Source organism: Micromonospora citrea (assembly GCF_900090315.1).
Taxonomy (GTDB): Bacteria; Actinomycetota; Actinomycetes; order Mycobacteriales; family Micromonosporaceae; genus Micromonospora; species Micromonospora citrea.
Map to the genome: position 1 here is coordinate 4,527,229 of NZ_FMHZ01000002.1, position 14,780 is coordinate 4,542,008.

Annotated in this window: 12 protein-coding genes; 7 read left to right on the forward strand and 5 right to left on the reverse strand. The window is 73.6% G+C overall.

Annotated features, from left to right (window positions below):
• Nucleotides 1-36 precede the first annotated feature (36 nt).
• Complete coding sequence (locus tag GA0070606_RS20830) at nucleotides 37-279, reverse strand: mycoredoxin (RefSeq protein WP_091103164.1); 243 nt, start codon at nucleotides 277-279, stop codon at nucleotides 37-39.
• Nucleotides 280-371: 92 nt separating this feature from the next.
• Here GA0070606_RS20830 and GA0070606_RS20835 point away from each other — a divergent pair, with 92 nt between their 5' ends.
• The 3 genes from GA0070606_RS20835 to GA0070606_RS20845 all read left to right on the forward strand — a co-directional run bounded on the left by GA0070606_RS20835 (nucleotide 372) and on the right by GA0070606_RS20845 (nucleotide 3,412).
• Entirely contained in the window at nucleotides 372-2,531 is a 2,160-nt protein-coding gene (locus GA0070606_RS20835; RefSeq protein WP_091103166.1) for an ATP-dependent DNA helicase UvrD2, read from the forward strand.
• 128 nt (nucleotides 2,532-2,659) lie between these two features.
• Nucleotides 2,660-2,917: a hypothetical protein gene (locus tag GA0070606_RS20840; protein WP_091107962.1), complete on the forward strand. Its 258-nt coding sequence runs from the start codon at nucleotides 2,660-2,662 to the stop codon at nucleotides 2,915-2,917.
• A gap of 129 nt (nucleotides 2,918-3,046) precedes the next feature.
• Nucleotides 3,047-3,412 (forward strand): WhiB family transcriptional regulator, encoded by a 366-nt coding sequence (locus GA0070606_RS20845; protein WP_091103169.1) that lies wholly within the window; start codon nucleotides 3,047-3,049, stop codon nucleotides 3,410-3,412.
• Between the two features lie 359 nt (nucleotides 3,413-3,771).
• Here the strand turns inward: GA0070606_RS20845 and GA0070606_RS20855 are convergent, their stop codons facing one another.
• From GA0070606_RS20855 to GA0070606_RS32625, 3 genes are all read right to left on the reverse strand, one after another.
• Entirely contained in the window at nucleotides 3,772-5,118 is a 1,347-nt protein-coding gene (locus GA0070606_RS20855) for an ABC1 kinase family protein (protein WP_091103173.1), read from the reverse strand.
• 243 nt (nucleotides 5,119-5,361) lie between these two features.
• Nucleotides 5,362-6,414 carry a PqqD family protein gene (locus GA0070606_RS20865; RefSeq protein ID WP_091103177.1) on the reverse strand — a complete coding sequence of 351 codons (1,053 nt, stop codon included), beginning with the start codon at nucleotides 6,412-6,414 and terminating at the stop codon, nucleotides 5,362-5,364.
• Nucleotides 6,415-6,663: 249 nt separating this feature from the next.
• Entirely contained in the window at nucleotides 6,664-6,831 is a 168-nt protein-coding gene (locus GA0070606_RS32625) for a DUF5679 domain-containing protein (protein WP_012014940.1), read from the reverse strand.
• A 523-nt stretch (nucleotides 6,832-7,354) separates the two neighbouring features.
• Here GA0070606_RS32625 and GA0070606_RS20875 point away from each other — a divergent pair.
• Both GA0070606_RS20875 and GA0070606_RS20880 read left to right on the forward strand, forming a co-directional pair.
• Complete coding sequence (locus GA0070606_RS20875) at nucleotides 7,355-7,885, forward strand: M48 metallopeptidase family protein (RefSeq protein ID WP_091103182.1); 531 nt, start codon at nucleotides 7,355-7,357, stop codon at nucleotides 7,883-7,885.
• Between the two features lie 257 nt (nucleotides 7,886-8,142).
• Nucleotides 8,143-8,757, forward strand: a complete 615-nt coding sequence (locus tag GA0070606_RS20880; RefSeq protein ID WP_091103185.1) for a hypothetical protein — start codon at nucleotides 8,143-8,145, stop codon at nucleotides 8,755-8,757.
• 231 nt (nucleotides 8,758-8,988) lie between these two features.
• On the opposite strand, the gene GA0070606_RS20885 is transcribed toward GA0070606_RS20880, so the two are convergent.
• A complete protein-coding gene (locus tag GA0070606_RS20885) occupies nucleotides 8,989-10,221 on the reverse strand; it encodes a zinc-dependent metalloprotease (protein WP_091103187.1) in 1,233 nt (410 codons plus the stop codon).
• A 182-nt stretch (nucleotides 10,222-10,403) separates the two neighbouring features.
• Here GA0070606_RS20885 and GA0070606_RS20890 point away from each other — a divergent pair, with 182 nt between their 5' ends.
• A complete protein-coding gene (locus tag GA0070606_RS20890; RefSeq protein WP_091103190.1) occupies nucleotides 10,404-11,417 on the forward strand; it encodes a YlbL family protein in 1,014 nt (337 codons plus the stop codon).
• Between the two features lie 283 nt (nucleotides 11,418-11,700).
• Entirely contained in the window at nucleotides 11,701-14,712 is a 3,012-nt protein-coding gene (locus GA0070606_RS20895) for a UPF0182 family membrane protein (protein WP_091103192.1), read from the forward strand.
• The last annotated feature ends 68 nt before the right edge of the window (nucleotides 14,713-14,780 follow it).

The following is a 14,780-nucleotide window of genomic DNA, read 5'->3' on the forward strand; positions in this document are numbered from 1 at the left end:
GTGGGTCGGCCGCTCGTCGACGGGTGCTGCGCCAGGTCAGGCGGCGAGGCTGGCGAGGTGCTGCTTGACCTGCGTGATCGACGGGTTGGTGAGGGCGCTGCCGTCGGCGAAGCGCAGCGTCGGGACGGTCTGGTTGCCGCCGTTGACGCTCATCACGAACTCGGCGGCCTTCGGGTCCTGCTCGATGTCGACCACCTCGTACCCGATGCCCTCGCGGTCGAGCTGCGACTTCAGCCGGTGGCAGTAGCCGCACCAGGGGGTGGAATACATCGTCAGCATGGTCAGATCCTCCAACGTTCCGCCCGGCGGCTTGCCGATCAAGCCCAGGCTATCCGCTGCAACGTCCGGCGGAGCTGAGACAATTCCTCGCTGTGGTGGTTCACTCAGCGTCCGAGCGCGTGCTCGCCGGTCTGGATCCGGAGCAGCGGTCGGCGGTGACCGCCCCCGCCGGGCCGGTGTGCATCCTGGCCGGCGCCGGCACCGGCAAGACCCGGGCCGTCACCTCCCGCATCGCCCACCGGGCGCTCTCCGGGGAGATCTCCCCCCGGCACGTGCTCGCGGTCACCTTCACCGCCCGCGCCGCCGCCGAGATGCGAAGCCGCCTGGCGGTCCTCGGGGTGCCGGGGGTGCAGGCGCGGACGTTCCACGCCGCCGCGCTGCGCCAGGTGCGCTACTTCGCGCCCCGGCTGCTCGAGGGGCGGGCCATGCCCGAGCTGCTGGACAGCAAGGTCCGGCTGGTCACCCTCGCCGCGGCGAAGGTCGGTCTGCGCGCCGACCGGGCCGCCGCGCGGGACCTGGCCGGCGAGATCGAGTGGGCCAAGTCGTCGCTGGTGGAGCCCGGGGAGTACGTGGTGGCGGCGGCCAAGGCCCTGCGGGACACCCCGCACGAGCCGGCGAAGGTCGCCGACGTCTTCGCCGCGTACGAGCGGCTCAAGCGGTCCAACGGCGTGATCGACTTCGAGGACATGCTGCGCGCCGCCGTCTGGGGGATCGAGGAGCACCGGGACGTCGCCGAGCAGGTCCGCGCCCAGTACCGGCACTTCGTGGTCGACGAGTACCAGGACGTCAACCCGCTCCAGCAGCGGCTGCTCCAGGCGTGGTTGGGCGGCCGGGACGACCTGACCGTGGTCGGCGACGCCAGCCAGACGATCTACTCGTTCACCGGGGCCACCTCGTCCTACCTGGTCGACTTCCCGCGCCGGCACCGTGGGGCGACGGTCGTCCGGCTGGTCCGCGACTACCGCTCCACGCCGCAGGTCGTCGGGCTGGCCAACGCGGTGATCTCCCAGGCGCGGGGCGCCGAGGCGCGGCTGCGGCTGGAACTGGTCGGCCAGCGCCCGCCCGGCCCCGAGCCGGAGCTGCGGATCTTCACCGACGAGCCGGCGGAGGCCAACGCCGTCGCCGCCCGCTGCCGCGCCCTGGTCGAGGCGGGCACGCCGGCGAAGGAGATCGCCGTGCTGTTCCGCACCAACGCGCAGTCCGAGGCGTACGAGAAGGCGCTGACCGAGGCGCAGGTGCCGTACGTGGTGCAGGGGGCGGAGCGGTTCTTCGAGCGCGCCGAGGTCCGGCAGGCGATGGTCGCGCTGCGGGCCGCCACCCGCTCGATCCCGGGGGAGACGCCGCTGCCCGCCGCCGTCGTCGAGGCGCTCGCCGCGGTCGGCTGGGCCCCCGACGCCGCCCCGGCCGGCGGCGCCGCGCGTGAGCGGTGGGAGGCGCTCGCCGCGCTGGTCCAGCTCGCCGAGGAGTACGCGGCCACCCCGGAGGTGCTGCCGATCGGGCCGGCCGCCGCCGTCGAGCGCCCGGTCACCCTGGCCGACTTCAACGACGAGCTGGCCCGCCGGGCCGCCGCGCAGCACGTGCCGACCGTCGACGGGGTGACGCTGGCCTCCCTGCACTCGGCCAAGGGGCTGGAGTGGGACGCGGTCTTCCTGGTCGGCCTCTCCGAGGGCACCCTGCCCACCACGTACGCCAGGACCGCCGAACAGGTCGAGGAGGAGCGCCGGCTGCTCTACGTCGGCATCACCCGGGCGCGGGAGTGGCTCTGGCTGTCGTACGCCTCGGCGCGCTCGCCGGGCGGGCGGGCCCGGCGGCCGTCGCGGTTCCTGCCGCAACTCGACCGCTCGGGCGGGGCGGAGCGGGCCGGCGCCGGCCCGGGGCGGCGGCCGGAGCGCCGGCGGACCCAGATCGTGTCCTGCCGGATCTGCGGCGCCACCCTGCTCGCCGGGCCGGACCGCAAGCTCGGCCGCTGTCCCACCTGCCCCTCCGACATCGACGACGAGCTGCACGAACGGCTGCGCGAGTGGCGCCAGCGGGTGGCCGGCGGGCAGCGGGTTCCGGCCTATGTGGTCTTCACCGACGCCACGCTTGTCGCGCTGGCGGAGCGGCGTCCCGCGCGCGCCGAGGAGCTGATCGCGATCGCCGGCATCGGGCCCCGCAAGCTCGGCCTGTACGGGGAGGCGGTGCTGGCGCTCGTGGCGGGCGCGGCGGTCGACGACGTCTGCCCGGAGAAAACTTTCGAAATCTCGCCGTAAATTCGTTTGCCCTCGCCCCCGGCCGAGGAATAGCCTCATGGCACACCTCGCGAGCGGCGTCATTCGGGCTGCTCACGAGGGGTCGAGACCGTGTCGGCAACGAGTGAACGTCAGAGGAGGTGGCCCCCATGGAGATCGTCTACAACTGCGAGCGTCCGGCGGCGCTGCCCGCTGCCGTCGCTCCGCTGTCGGCTGTCCGGGTGGCCCTTGCCGCTGCGCGACCGTCGGTTCCGCAGGTGCACCAGGTCGAGGCTCAGGCCGAGCTGATCCTCGCGACCGCGCCGAACGGGACCCGGGGGACCAGTGGCTTCACGGGCAAGGGTGTCGATGTCGCTGCCAAGCGCATGGACGTCCGCGGAGTTCCACCTCGAGGTAGACCGGTCTGATCATCAGACCACCGGCTCACCTCGAGGCCGCGGAACCCGCTACCGGGATCCGCGGCCTCAGTTTTTTGCCCGCCAAGTACGTCGGTAGTGCGATCCACGAGATCGAAACGAGAGAGAGGTGACCGGGCGATGAGTCTGGCGTTGGCCCCGCTCGACGTGAGCGTCGAGATGGAGGCGAACCTGCCCTGCCGGAAGTTCGACCCCGACCTGTGGTTCTCCGACTCGCCCGCCGAGCTCGAGCTGGCCAAGTCGCTCTGCGGGGACTGCCCGCTGCGCGTCGAGTGCCTGGCCGGGGCGGTGGAGCGGGCCGAGCCCTGGGGCGTCTGGGGCGGCGAGATCTTCGAGCGTGGCGCGGTCGTCCCGCGCAAGCGGCCCCGTGGCCGTCCGCGCAAGGAGGACCTCGCCCGCGACGCGGCGCTCCGGGTCGAGGCCGAGGCGCGGCTGGCGGCCAGTGGGCTGTCCGAGTCGCGCAACGCGGTCCGGCTGGCGGCCTGACATGCACCCGATCCGCACCATCCACGCCGGTGTCGCACCGGCGACGAGAGAGCTGACCACCATGCTGAACGTTCTTAACGGAGTCGCCGAAATGCAACTACTTCACGAAGCGTTGTCCCGGGCTCGAATGCGCCGGCCTCAGGCCGGTCGTACCACCACGAGCACTGAGGCAACCCGTTCCGCCCGTACCGTCGCGATGAACAGCCGTAACCGATCGGCGCGCGACCTGGGCGTTCTCTAGATCACCACTGATGCCCGAGGGGCGGCGGCCGGTTCGGCCGCCGCCCCCCGGCGTGTTCCGGGGCCGCCTGTCGGCGTGTTCGCGGGCGGCCCTCCGTACGGTCGGGGCGGCGGCGGTCTCAGGAGACCGGGGCGAAGCCGGGCAGCCAGCGCTCCAGGATGCCTCGGTAGGGCGCCTTCGCCTCCAGTTGGCAGAGCACGCCGATCGACCCGAGCGTCACCCGGTGGATGAGCAGGTACGACGGCGGCAGGTTGAGCTGCCGGCTCAGCTGGTACGCGGGGGAGCGTGGGCTGGCCAGCCGGGTCGCCTCGGCGCGCAGCCACGCCCGGGTGAAGCGGAACTCCTCGGCGGCGATCGGCTCCAGCATCGGCCGGAGGAAGTCGAGCACCGCCTGGGCGTCGATCTCCTCGGCGGCGCCGATGAACCCCTCCGCCCGCAGGCCCGCCACCACCTCGTCGGCGTCGCCCCGCAGCGCCAGCCCGGCGATGCGGCCGATCGGCTCGGGCGTGCCCTCCGGCATCCGGGCCACCGCGCCGAAGTCGATCACGCCGAGCCGGCCGTCCGCCAGCAACCGGAAGTTGCCCGGGTGCGGGTCGGCGTGCAGCAGCCCGGCCCGCTGCGGCGCGGACAGGTGCAGGATGGCCATCAGGCGGCCGGCCTCGTCGCGCTGCTTCTCCGTGCCCTCGCGGATGATGTCCGCCAGCGGGGTGCCCTCGACCCACTCGGTGACCAGGACCCGGGGCGACGCCGAGACCACCGCCGGGATGTAGATCTCCGGGTCGTCGGCGTACGCGGCGGCGAAGGCACGCTGCGACTCGGCCTCCAGCTCGTAGTCGAGCTCCTCGGTGATCCGTTCCCGCAGCTCGGTCAGGAGCGGCTTGACGTCCAGCCCGGGCTGGATCGCCCGGAACATCCCACCGAGCCGGGAGAGCTGCTTGAGGTCGGCGAGCAGGGCGTCGCCCGCGCCCGGATACTGGATCTTGACGGCGACGTCGCGGGTCCTCGGCGCGCCCGAGGCCTCGTAGCCCGGCTCCCGCCACACCGCGCGGTGCACCTGGCCGATGCTGGCCGCGGCGGCGGGAGTGTCGTCGAACTCCACGAACCGGTCCCGCCAGTCCGGGCCGAGCTGCTCGGCGAGCACCTTGTGCACGCTGGCCGCCGGCAGCGGTGGCGCGGCCTCCTGGAGCTTGGTCAGCGCCTGGCGGTATGGGGCGGCGATCTCCTCGGGCAGGGCGGCCTCGAAGACCGACAACGCCTGACCGAACTTCATCGCACCGCCCTTGAGCTGCCCCAGCACGCTGAAGAGCTGCTCGGCGGTGCGCTGCTGGATCTCTGCGGAGATCACGTCGGAGGCGAGCCCGGTGACGCGCTTACCCATGCCGAGGACGGTCCGACCGGCGAAGCCGAGCGGCAGAGCGGCGAGCTTGGCGGTCCGGGACACGGCCCGGCGCGGGATGTCGGTCACCCGGTCATTGTTACCGACTCCGGGGGTCCGCGGCTGCTCTGCCGCCGGGCTGGGTGCTGGCCCCCGCCGTCGCGCCGCCGGTCCACCGCCCCTCCCGCCGCCGGTTGCGGGGTCCGGTCGGCTCCCGCCGCCGGTTCCGGGGCTCGGTCGGCTCCCGCTGCCGGTTCCGGAGCGCGGTCGGCTCGCGCCGCCGGTTCCGGGGCCGGGTCGGCTCCCACTGCCGGTCCCCGGGCTCGGTCGGCGTCACCGGCGGCCCCGGGAGCATCCGCAGGCCGGGTGGGGAGGCCAGACCCGGCGGCGGAACCGGCCGGGGCCGGCGATCTCCACCGCACAGCCGAGGGTCTCCGGGCTGCCCCCGTCGAGCTGGGCGAGCCCCTCCGCCGCCGCGTACGCCCCCGCCGCGAGGAGCGTCGCGGTGGCGCACGCCTGCTCCGCGCCGCCGGCGGCGAGCTGGGCGGCCAGCGCCGGCCAGTCCGGGTCGAGGTCGGTCCGGTGCAGGTCCAGGCAGTTCAGGCAGGGGCCGGCCGGCGGTCGGACGAGCGGGCCGACCACGGGCACGCCCTCCCGCAGGCCGACCAGCAGGTGCGGCTGGCGGCGTCGGGCGTGACCGGCGGCGAGCAGGGCGGCCGGTCGGTCCGTGCCGAGCTGGATCACCAGGTCGACCCGGCCGCGCCGCAGCGGACCCGTGCCCGCGCCCGGGGCGGCGCGATCGAGGGCGTCGCGTACCGCCTCGGCGAGCGGACGCCCGATCGCGGCGGCGGGGATCCCGGTGCCGGCCAGGTCGGCCGGGCGGACCGGACCGGCCAGGTCGGGGTGCACGTGCCCGACGCCGGCCTGGGCCAGCGCCAGGGCGACCTGGGCGCCGAGGGGCCCGGCGCCGGCGACCACCACCCGGGCGGCCAGCCGGCGACGCAGCACCTGGGCGGGCGTGCCGGGCAGCCGGGCGGCGGCCAGCGCCAGCGCCCCGGCCTCCGCGGCGAGCCGGGCCCGGAACGGGCTGGCCAGGTCCCTCGGCAGCAGCGTGTGCGCGGGTACGACCAGGCCGGCGGCGCGCAGCGCGTCGAGCAGGATGCGGGCCTCGTCGGGTGCCACCTCGGCGGCGACGGCGTGCTCCAGCACCAGCCGCTCGCTGCGGGTGCCGTCGATCAGGTCGAGCAGCCGGGCCGCCCGGGGGTCGGCGACCTCCAGCAGCACGGCGCGACCAGGCTCGACGCCGAGCTGGAGGGTGTGCCGGTCCCGCCAGAGGCGGGTGATGCCGGGCAGCAGCGTGGGACGGGGCAGTGGGGCAGGGCGCATGACACGAATCGTGACCGTGTCCGTGCTGTCCGTCGATCGTTGTCCACAGGTGGCCGGTCCCCTGTCCAGCGCTGTCCACAGGAATTTCCGCGATATCCACAACCGGCCGGTAACCGTGTCGGTGAGCCGACAGTGGCGGCCGTGCCCGGCGGCGCGGGGAGCGGCCCGTCGGCCGGGGCGCGCCGGATCAGGTGCGGCAACGCCGGAGGGGGCGGCCGGCGGCCACCCCCTCCGAAGCATCCGTACGGGTCAGACCTTGGCCTTGCCCAGGATGCGGTTCACTGTTGTCCCGCACACCGGACACTTGCCCTTGGCCATGTTCATCCCGGTCTTCGAGACCTCGACGCGCCCCTCGAAGTCCCGCTTCTCCTTGCACTTGACGCAGTAACCGTTGTAGGTCTGGGCCTGGTCGGCCACGGTGCCCTCCTCGTCTCGTCCGCCGGCCGATGCCGTCCCGGCGGGTTTCCCGGCGGCGGGCCACACGGGCGCCGGCGCTGGGTCGTTCTCCGCGGCCACCCTCGTGACCGCTGGTCCGCGGACCCTACCCAGGTCTGGGCAGTTCCATGTCAGCTGTGCTTCGTCACTGTGAGCAAGTCGACGTCGAGAGTGTGCATGGCGAATTACGTCTGATAAGTCAGTTTGGCGGGGACACGCCGACCGAATCCGGTCGAATGCCCCGAGCGGGGCCCGGTGCCGGCCCCCGAGCTGTGCCTCGCGGGGTGATCACCTACGGTGGACGTGTCGCCGTCGTACGCCGGCCATCCGCCGCCACGAAGGGTGACGGCGGCGATTGTCGGCCACCCGATCAAAGTTTTTTCGGGACTCTGCCGACCAATCACCATTTTCCGGGCGCGTGTCGACGTGTTGACTCTTGCGGACCCCTGGTCAGTACGCATTAGCTTGCGTTCGTGGCAGGAATCCGAGGCTGCGCGGTCCGCTGATGGCAGGGGCGCGCAAGCCGGTCGTCGAAGTACGGCGCAGCCAGCGCCGGCGACGGACGGTGTCCGCGTACCGCGACGGTGAGCGGGTGGTCGTCCTCATTCCGGACCAGTTCTCCCGGGCCGAGGAGAGCGAGTGGGTCGACCGGATGCTCGCCCGGCTGGCCGCCCGGGAGGGGCGCCTCGCCCGGTCCGACGCCGAACTGCTCGCCCGGGCCACCCGGCTGATCAAGCTCTACCTCGCCGAGCACGGGACGCAGGCCGTGCCGACGAGCATCCGCTGGGTCACCAACCAGAACGGCCGGTGGGGATCCTGCACCCCGGCCGACGGCACGATCCGCATCTCGCACCGGGTGCAGGACATGCCCGACTGGGTGATCGACTACGTGCTCCTGCACGAACTCGCGCACCTCATCGTGCCCAGCCACAACGACCGGTTCTGGGCGCTCGTCGCGCGCTACCCGAAGACCGAGCGGGCGCGCGGCTACCTGGAGGGCGTCGCCGCGGCCGCCGGCGCCCCGCTGACGGACTGACCTCCCCTCGGCTGCGCGCTTCGGCGGTGGTGCGTGTGTGGCGGTGTCGCGTGTGTGGCGGCGTTCCCTCGGCTGTGCGCTTCGGCGGCGGTGCGCGTGCGGCGGTGTCGCGTGTGTGGCGGCGTTCCCTCGGCTGCGCGCTTCGGCGGCGGTGCGCGTGCGGCGGTGTCGCGTGTGTGGCGGCGTTCCCTCGGCTGCGCGCTTCGACGGTGGTGCGCGTGCGGCGGTGTCGCGGGGTGCCCGGATAGGGTCGTGGGGTGGCCAGACGTGTGGTGGTGGCGTTGCTCGGACCGGTGACCTGGTCGCCGCCCGGCATCGATCCGGTGGACTGGCGGGCCGCGCTCGCCGAGGACGTGGTCGACCTGCTCGCCACACTCAACGAGGTGGAGACGGCAGTCGCCGTCACGCCGGACGACCGGTGGCTGGCCGACGCGGTGGTCTGGCCGGACATGGCGATCCACGAGGTGCCCGAGCCGACCCCGAACGCTGTCTTCGCCGCCCTCGCCGAGAACGGTCACGACCAGGTGGCGGTGGTCGCCGGGGACGCTCCGGACGTGCCGGGCCTGACGATCGGCAAGCTGCTCCGCCCGCTCACCACCCGACCCGTGGCGGTCGCCCCGGTCGAGGGCGGCCAACCGGGGCTGCTCGGCGTGGCCGCCCGGCTTCCCGTACCGGCGTGGCTGCCGGCGCTGGACCTGAACGACGCGCGGCCCGCGGCCGTTCGCGGCGCGGCACCGCGCCCGGGCGACCTGGCGGTCACCCCGGCTTGGCGCCGCCTGCGCGGGCCGGCCGACCTGGCCTTCCTCGACCCGGCCGTAGAGGGCTGGGAGACCACCCGTGCCCTGCTCTCGGGCGTCGGCCGGGCCCGCTGACCGCGCCGCCGGGACATAGAGCCGCCCGGCCCGTCCGAGCTGTCTGCCCGGGGCCGGCCCGGCGCCGCCTCGCCTGCCCGGCTCGGAGCCGTCCGGCCCGTCCGAGCTGCGCGACCCACCCGGGTCCGTCCGGCACGCCCGAGCTGCGCGACCCACCCAGGGCCGTCCGGCACGCCCGGCCCGAAGCCGCCCGGTGCGGTCAGGGCCGGGCGGCTTCGGGCCGCGGGTGGGTCAGGGGCGGGCGTCGCCGCCCTCGGTGTCGTCGTCCGGGCGCTGCCCCGGCTCGCCCGGGGCCTTCTCCTCCGGGCCGCCCGGCGCGCTGAAGTCGAAGTTCTCCAGCTCGCTCAGGTCCAGCTCGGACATCGCGAAGGCCACCGGGTCGGCGAAGTCGTCGTCGGAGGGGAGCAGGTCGGGGTGGCCCCACAGGGCGTCCCGGCCGGAGATGCCCCGGTGCTCGGTGAGCGCCGCCCAGAGCGCCGCCGCCTCGCGCAGCCGGCGCGGGCGCAGCTCAAGGCCGACCAGGGCGGCGAACGTCTGCTCCGCCGGCCCGCCGGCGGCCCGGCGGCGACGGAACGCCTCGCCGAGGCTCACCACGTTGGGCAGCCGGCCGCTCGCCGCGCTGTCGACCACGTGGCAGACCCAGCCCTCGACCAGCGCCAGGGCGGTCTCCAGCCGGGCCAGCGACGCCTTCTGCGCCGGGCTGTCCTCCGGCGTGAAGATGCCCTCCAGCGCGATCGCCTGCATCGACTCGGGGTCGGTCGGGTCGACCCGGCCCATCGCCTCCTCGATCGCCTCCCGGTTGACCCGGATGCCGGCGGCGTACATCTCCACGGCACTGAGCACGTGCCCGCGCAGCCACGGCACGTGCTGGAAGAGCCGCTGGTGGGCGGCCTCGCGCAGGGCCACGTAGAGGCGGACCTCGTCCTCCGGCAGCTCCAGGCCCTCGCCGTACGCCCGGATGTTGGCCGGGATGAGCGCGGCCGTGCCCGCCGGGCCGAGCGGCAGCCCGATGTCGCCGGCGGAGAGCACCTCCGCGGCGAGCGAGCCGAGCGCCTGGCCGAGCTGTCCGCCGAAGAGCGCCCCGCCCAGGGTGGCGACCATGGACTGCATCGGGCCGAGCTGGGCGCGCGCCTCCGGCGGCACCAGGTCGCCCATCGCGCCGACCATGCGGCTGGCGACCGGGTCGCAGAGCTTGCGCCAGACGTCTAGGGTCTTGAAGATCCACTCGTTGCGGTTCCAGGCCAGCGAGGTCTGGATGCCCGAGGGCAGGGCGGAGGCCGGCTCCAGCCACAGGTCGGCGAGCCGCAGCGCCTCCTCGACCGCGTTGCGCTCGTAGGGCGAGACCGCCGGGTCACCGGAGGCGGCGAGTTGGCTGGCGGCCACCTGCCGGGCCAGGTCCCAGTTGACCGGCCCGCTGCCCGACGAGGAGAGCAGGTGCTGCAACTGCGACATGAACTGCTGCATCTGCGCGGGATCGTTGGGGTCTGGTGGTTGCCCACCCGGGAGCGCGAAACCGAACGGAATATCAGGCACGACGTCTACGGTACGCGCGCCGCGCCCCAGGTAGCCGCCGCTGGCGTTGCGCTGAGGGCGAAGTCGCGGTTCGCCCGCCAGGGCCACCCACCCCGATCGGTACGCTCAGCCGCATGAGACGTCGCGGCGTGACCGTCCTCCTCGGTGCTCTGCTCACCACCCTGCTCAGCATCGGCGTGCTCGGCGCGCCCATCCCGTACGTGGTGCTCGGCCCCGGGCCGACCGTCAACACGCTGGGCAAGGAGAACGGCAAGGAGGTCATCCAGGTCAGCGGCCGGGAGACCTCCACCTCGGCCGGCCAGCTCCGGCTGACCACGGTCGGGGTGCAGCCCACGGTCAAGCTGCGCTCGGCGATCCAGGGCTGGTTCTCCGACGACGAGGCCGTGGTGCCGCGCGAGCTGGTCTATCCGCCCGGGGAGAGCCGCGAGCAGGTCGAGGAGCGCAACGCGGAGGACTTCAAGGTCTCCCAGACCAGCGCGGAGACCGCGGCGCTGCGCGAGCTGGGGTACCCGGTGCAGGTGGTGGTGAAGACCGTGGCCGCCGACGGCCCCGCCGCCGGTGTGCTCAAGCCCGGCGACGTGGTGACGTCGGTGGACGGGCAGCCGGTGTCGGTGGCCGCCCGGCTCACCGAGCTGATCCGGGCCAAGCCCGCCGGGACCGCGCTGGAGATCGGCTACACCCGGGGCGGCGCCGCCGCCACGGCGAAGGTGACCAGCCGGGAGCAGGACGGCCGGCCCCGCGTCGGCATCGAGATCGAGCAGCAGCAGCCGCACCCGTTCACCCTCAACATCGACCTGGAGGACATCGGCGGGCCGAGCGCCGGCCTGATGTTCGCCCTCGGCATCGTGGACAAGCTGACCCCGGAGGACCTGACCGGCGGGAAGATCATCGCCGGCACCGGCACCATCGACGACACCGGCCGGGTCGGCCCCATCGGCGGCATCGCCCAGAAGCTGGTGGGCGCGAAGGAGGCCGGCGCGACGGCGTTCCTGGTGCCGGCGGACAACTGCGCCGAGGCCGTCCGCAACCCGCAGCCGGGCCTGCCGCTGCTGAAGGTCGGCTCGCTCGACGAGGCGCTGACGGCCCTGGAGACGCTGCGCGCCGGCGGCCAGCCCGCCCGCTGCTGACCGCCGCGCGGCGTGCGACGGCCGGCTCGCCCGCTGCCGGCCGTCGTCCGCCCGCTGACCCGTCGCACGCCGCCGCACCGGCCCGCCCGCCGCCGGCCGTGGCACGCCCGCCGCCGCCGCATCGGCCCGCCCGCCGCCGGCCGTCGTACGCGGGTGCGGGGCCCCGCCGGGGCGGCTCCGGGCACCCGCCGCGTGACCTTGGACCGACACGTTCAGGAACACCCCGTACTCTGGGTGCCTGGTCGGAGCCGATCACATCGAGCGTGCGGAGCCAACAGTGGTCATGCGTAGCAGCAGCCCCCTGCCGAGGATGAGCCGACGCGGACGCGTCACGATCGGTGTCCTGGTCGGGGTGTTCGTGCTCTTCACCCTGCTCGGCTGGGGTGTCCAGGCGTGGACGGACTGGCTGTGGTTCGACGAGGTCCGCTACACCCAGGTCTTCACCGGGGTGCTGACGACCCGGCTGCTGCTCTTCCTCGCCGTCGGCCTCGGCATGGCCCTGATCGTCGGCGGAAACCTCTGGCTCGCCCACCGGCTGCGGCCCCGGATGCGCCCGCATTCGCCCGAGCAGGCCACCCTGGAGCGCTACCGGATGGTGCTGGGCCCCCGGCTCGGCCTGTGGATCGCGCTGGTCGCCGGCGTGGTCGGCCTCTTCGCCGGGCTGTCCGCGCAGTCCCGGTGGAGCCAGTGGCTGCTCTTCCGCAACGGCGGGGACTTCGGCGTCAAGGACCCGGAGTTCAAGGTCGACATCGGCTTCTACGTCTTCGAGCTGCCGTTCTGGCGCTACCTGCTCGGCGTCGGCTTCACCGCGGTGGTGCTGTCGGTGATCGGCGCGCTCGCCGTGCACTACATCTTCGGCGGCGTCCGGCTCCAGGGCGTCGGGGACCGGATGACCAACGCCGCCCGCGCCCACCTCAGCACGCTGGTCGCGGTCTTCGTGCTGCTCAAGGCCATCGCGTACGTGCTGGACCGGCGGGCGATGCTGCTGGAGTACAACGACGGCGCCAACGTCTACGGCGCCGGCTACGCCGACGTCAACGCGTTGCTGCCGGCCAAGGAGATCCTCGCCTACATCTCCATCGTGGTGGCGATCGCGATCATCGTCTTCTCCAACGCCTGGATGCGGAACCTGGTCTGGCCGGGCATCTCGCTGGCCCTGCTCGGCGTCTCCGCGGTCGCCATCGGCGGCATCTATCCCTGGGCGGTGCAGACCTTCGAGGTCAAGCCGAGCGCCAAGGAGAAGGAGGCGCCGTACATCGAGCGCAGCATCAAGGCCACCCGGGCGGCGTTCGGGCTGGAAGGGGTCACCACCACGCCGTACGCGGCGAGCAATCTGACCCCGCCGGCGAGCCTCGTCACGAACACGTCCGTGGTGCCGAACATCCGGCTGCTCGACCCCCAGTTGGTCTCCGAGACCTACACCCAGCGGCAGCAGGTGCGGCAGTTCTACGACTTCGGCGAGAAGTTGGACGTCGACCGGTACGCCGTCAACGGCAAGGTGCAGGACTACGTGGTCGGCCTCCGCGAGGTCAACTACCGGCAGCTGACCGCGCAGCAGAACACCTGGATCAACCGGCACACCGTCTACACCCACGGCTACGGGCTGGTGGCGGCGCCGGGCAACCGGGTGGTCTGCGGCGGCCAGCCGTTCTTCGTCTCCGGTTTCCTCGGCGACCCGCAGGAGCAGCAGAAGGACCAGCCGGGGCAGACGGCGAACGAGCAGTGCGCCGCGCAGACCGAGCAGATCCCGGCGCAGCAGCCCCGCATCTACTACGGCGAGCGGATGGACTCCGGCGACTACGCGATCGTCGGGCAGACCGACCCGGAGCGGAAGGCGGAGTTCGACCGCCCCGTCGGCGAGGGCGGCGAGTCCTACACCTACACCGGTGAGGGCGGCGTCGAGATCGGCTCGTTCACCCGCCGGCTGCTCTACGCGATCAAGGAGCAGGAGTCGAACTTCCTGCTCTCCGACGCCGTCAACGAGAACTCGAAGCTGCTCTACGTGCGCAACCCCCGGGACCGGGTCGAGAAGGTCGCCCCGTTCCTGACCCTCGACGGCGACCCGTACCCGGCGGTGGTCGACGGCCGGATCCAGTGGATCATCGACGGCTACACCACGGCGGCGACCTATCCGTACGCCGAGCGGGTCAACCTCCAGGAGCAGACGGCCGACGAGCTGACCGGGCGGGGCACGTTCCAGCTCGCCCGGGAGAACGTCAACTACATCCGCAACTCGGTCAAGGCCACCGTCGACGCGTACGACGGCACCGTCCGGCTCTACGAGTTCGACGAGGCCGACCCGGTGCTCAAGGCGTGGAACAAGGCGTTCGGCGGCGACCTGGTGGTGCCGAAGTCCGAGACCCCGGTGGAGCTGGCCGAGCACTTCCGCTACCCGTCCGACCTCTTCAAGGTGCAGCGCAACCTGCTGACCCGGTTCCACGTGACCGACCCGGGCGACTTCTACTCCGCGCAGGACTTCTGGCAGGTGCCGAACGTGCCGGACGCCCCCGACACCGGCCAGAAGCAGCCGCCCTACTACCTCTTCACCCAGTTCCCCGGCCAGGATTCGCCGCGCTTCCAGCTCACCTCGGCGGTCACCCCGAACGGCCGGGAGAACCTCGCCGCGCTGATCTCCGGGTCGTACGTCGACGGGCAGCCGAGGCTGGAGGTGCTCGACCTGCCCGACCAGACCCGGGTCTCCGGCCCGGTGCAGGTGCACCAGTCGATGACCAACAACGCGAGCATCCGGCAGCAGCTCAACCTGCTCCAGTCCGCGCAGGCGCAGGTGCAGTACGGCAACCTGCTCTCCCTGCCGTTCGGCGACGGCATGCTCTACGTCGAGCCGGTCTACGTGAAGACCGCCGCGCAGAACGCGCCGCCGCTGTTGCAGCGAGTGCTGATGTCCTACGGCGACGGCGGCTCCTACGTGGTGCTGGCCAACAACGTGGCCGACGGCATCAAGCAGCTCGTCGAGCAGGGCAAGCAGGGCGCCGCGCCGGGCGCGCCGCCGCCCGCCGGTGGCACCCCGCCGACCGGCACGCCGCCCGCGCTGACCGGCGAGCTGGCGGAGGCGGCGAACCGCGTCCAGAGCGCCATCACGGAGGTCCGGGCCGCGCAGACGTCCGGCGACTTCGAGCGGTACGGGCGGGCGTTGAAGGCGCTGGACGAGGCGCTCACCGCTTTCCAGCGGGCCCAGCAGGCGGCGGCCGCCCCGACGCCGGGGGCGACGCCCAGCGGCAGCCCTCCGGCCTCCCCGGCGGCCAGCGGCAGCGCCGCACCGACCCCGAGCGGCTGACCCCGTACCACCGTCGCAGCGCCCCCGGCCCGCGGACCGACCAGGTCCCGGCCCCGGGGGCGCTGTCG

What these genes read in the sequence shown, in the direction of transcription:
- GA0070606_RS20830 (WP_091103164.1), bottom strand. Translation starts at nt 279, where the DNA reads ATGCTGACGATGTATTCCACCCCCTGGTGCGGCTACTGCCACCGGCTG.
- GA0070606_RS20840 (WP_091107962.1), top strand. Translation starts at nt 2,660, where the DNA reads ATGGAGATCGTCTACAACTGCGAGCGTCCGGCGGCGCTGCCCGCTGCC.
- GA0070606_RS20845 (WP_091103169.1), top strand. Translation starts at nt 3,047, where the DNA reads ATGAGTCTGGCGTTGGCCCCGCTCGACGTGAGCGTCGAGATGGAGGCG.
- GA0070606_RS20865 (WP_091103177.1), bottom strand. Translation starts at nt 6,414, where the DNA reads ATGCGCCCTGCCCCACTGCCCCGTCCCACGCTGCTGCCCGGCATCACC.
- GA0070606_RS20875 (WP_091103182.1), top strand. Translation starts at nt 7,355, where the DNA reads ATGGCAGGGGCGCGCAAGCCGGTCGTCGAAGTACGGCGCAGCCAGCGC.
- GA0070606_RS20885 (WP_091103187.1), bottom strand. Translation starts at nt 10,221, where the DNA reads ATGCAGCAGTTCATGTCGCAGTTGCAGCACCTGCTCTCCTCGTCGGGC.
- GA0070606_RS20890 (WP_091103190.1), top strand. Translation starts at nt 10,404, where the DNA reads ATGAGACGTCGCGGCGTGACCGTCCTCCTCGGTGCTCTGCTCACCACC.
- GA0070606_RS20895 (WP_091103192.1), top strand. Translation starts at nt 11,701, where the DNA reads ATGCGTAGCAGCAGCCCCCTGCCGAGGATGAGCCGACGCGGACGCGTC.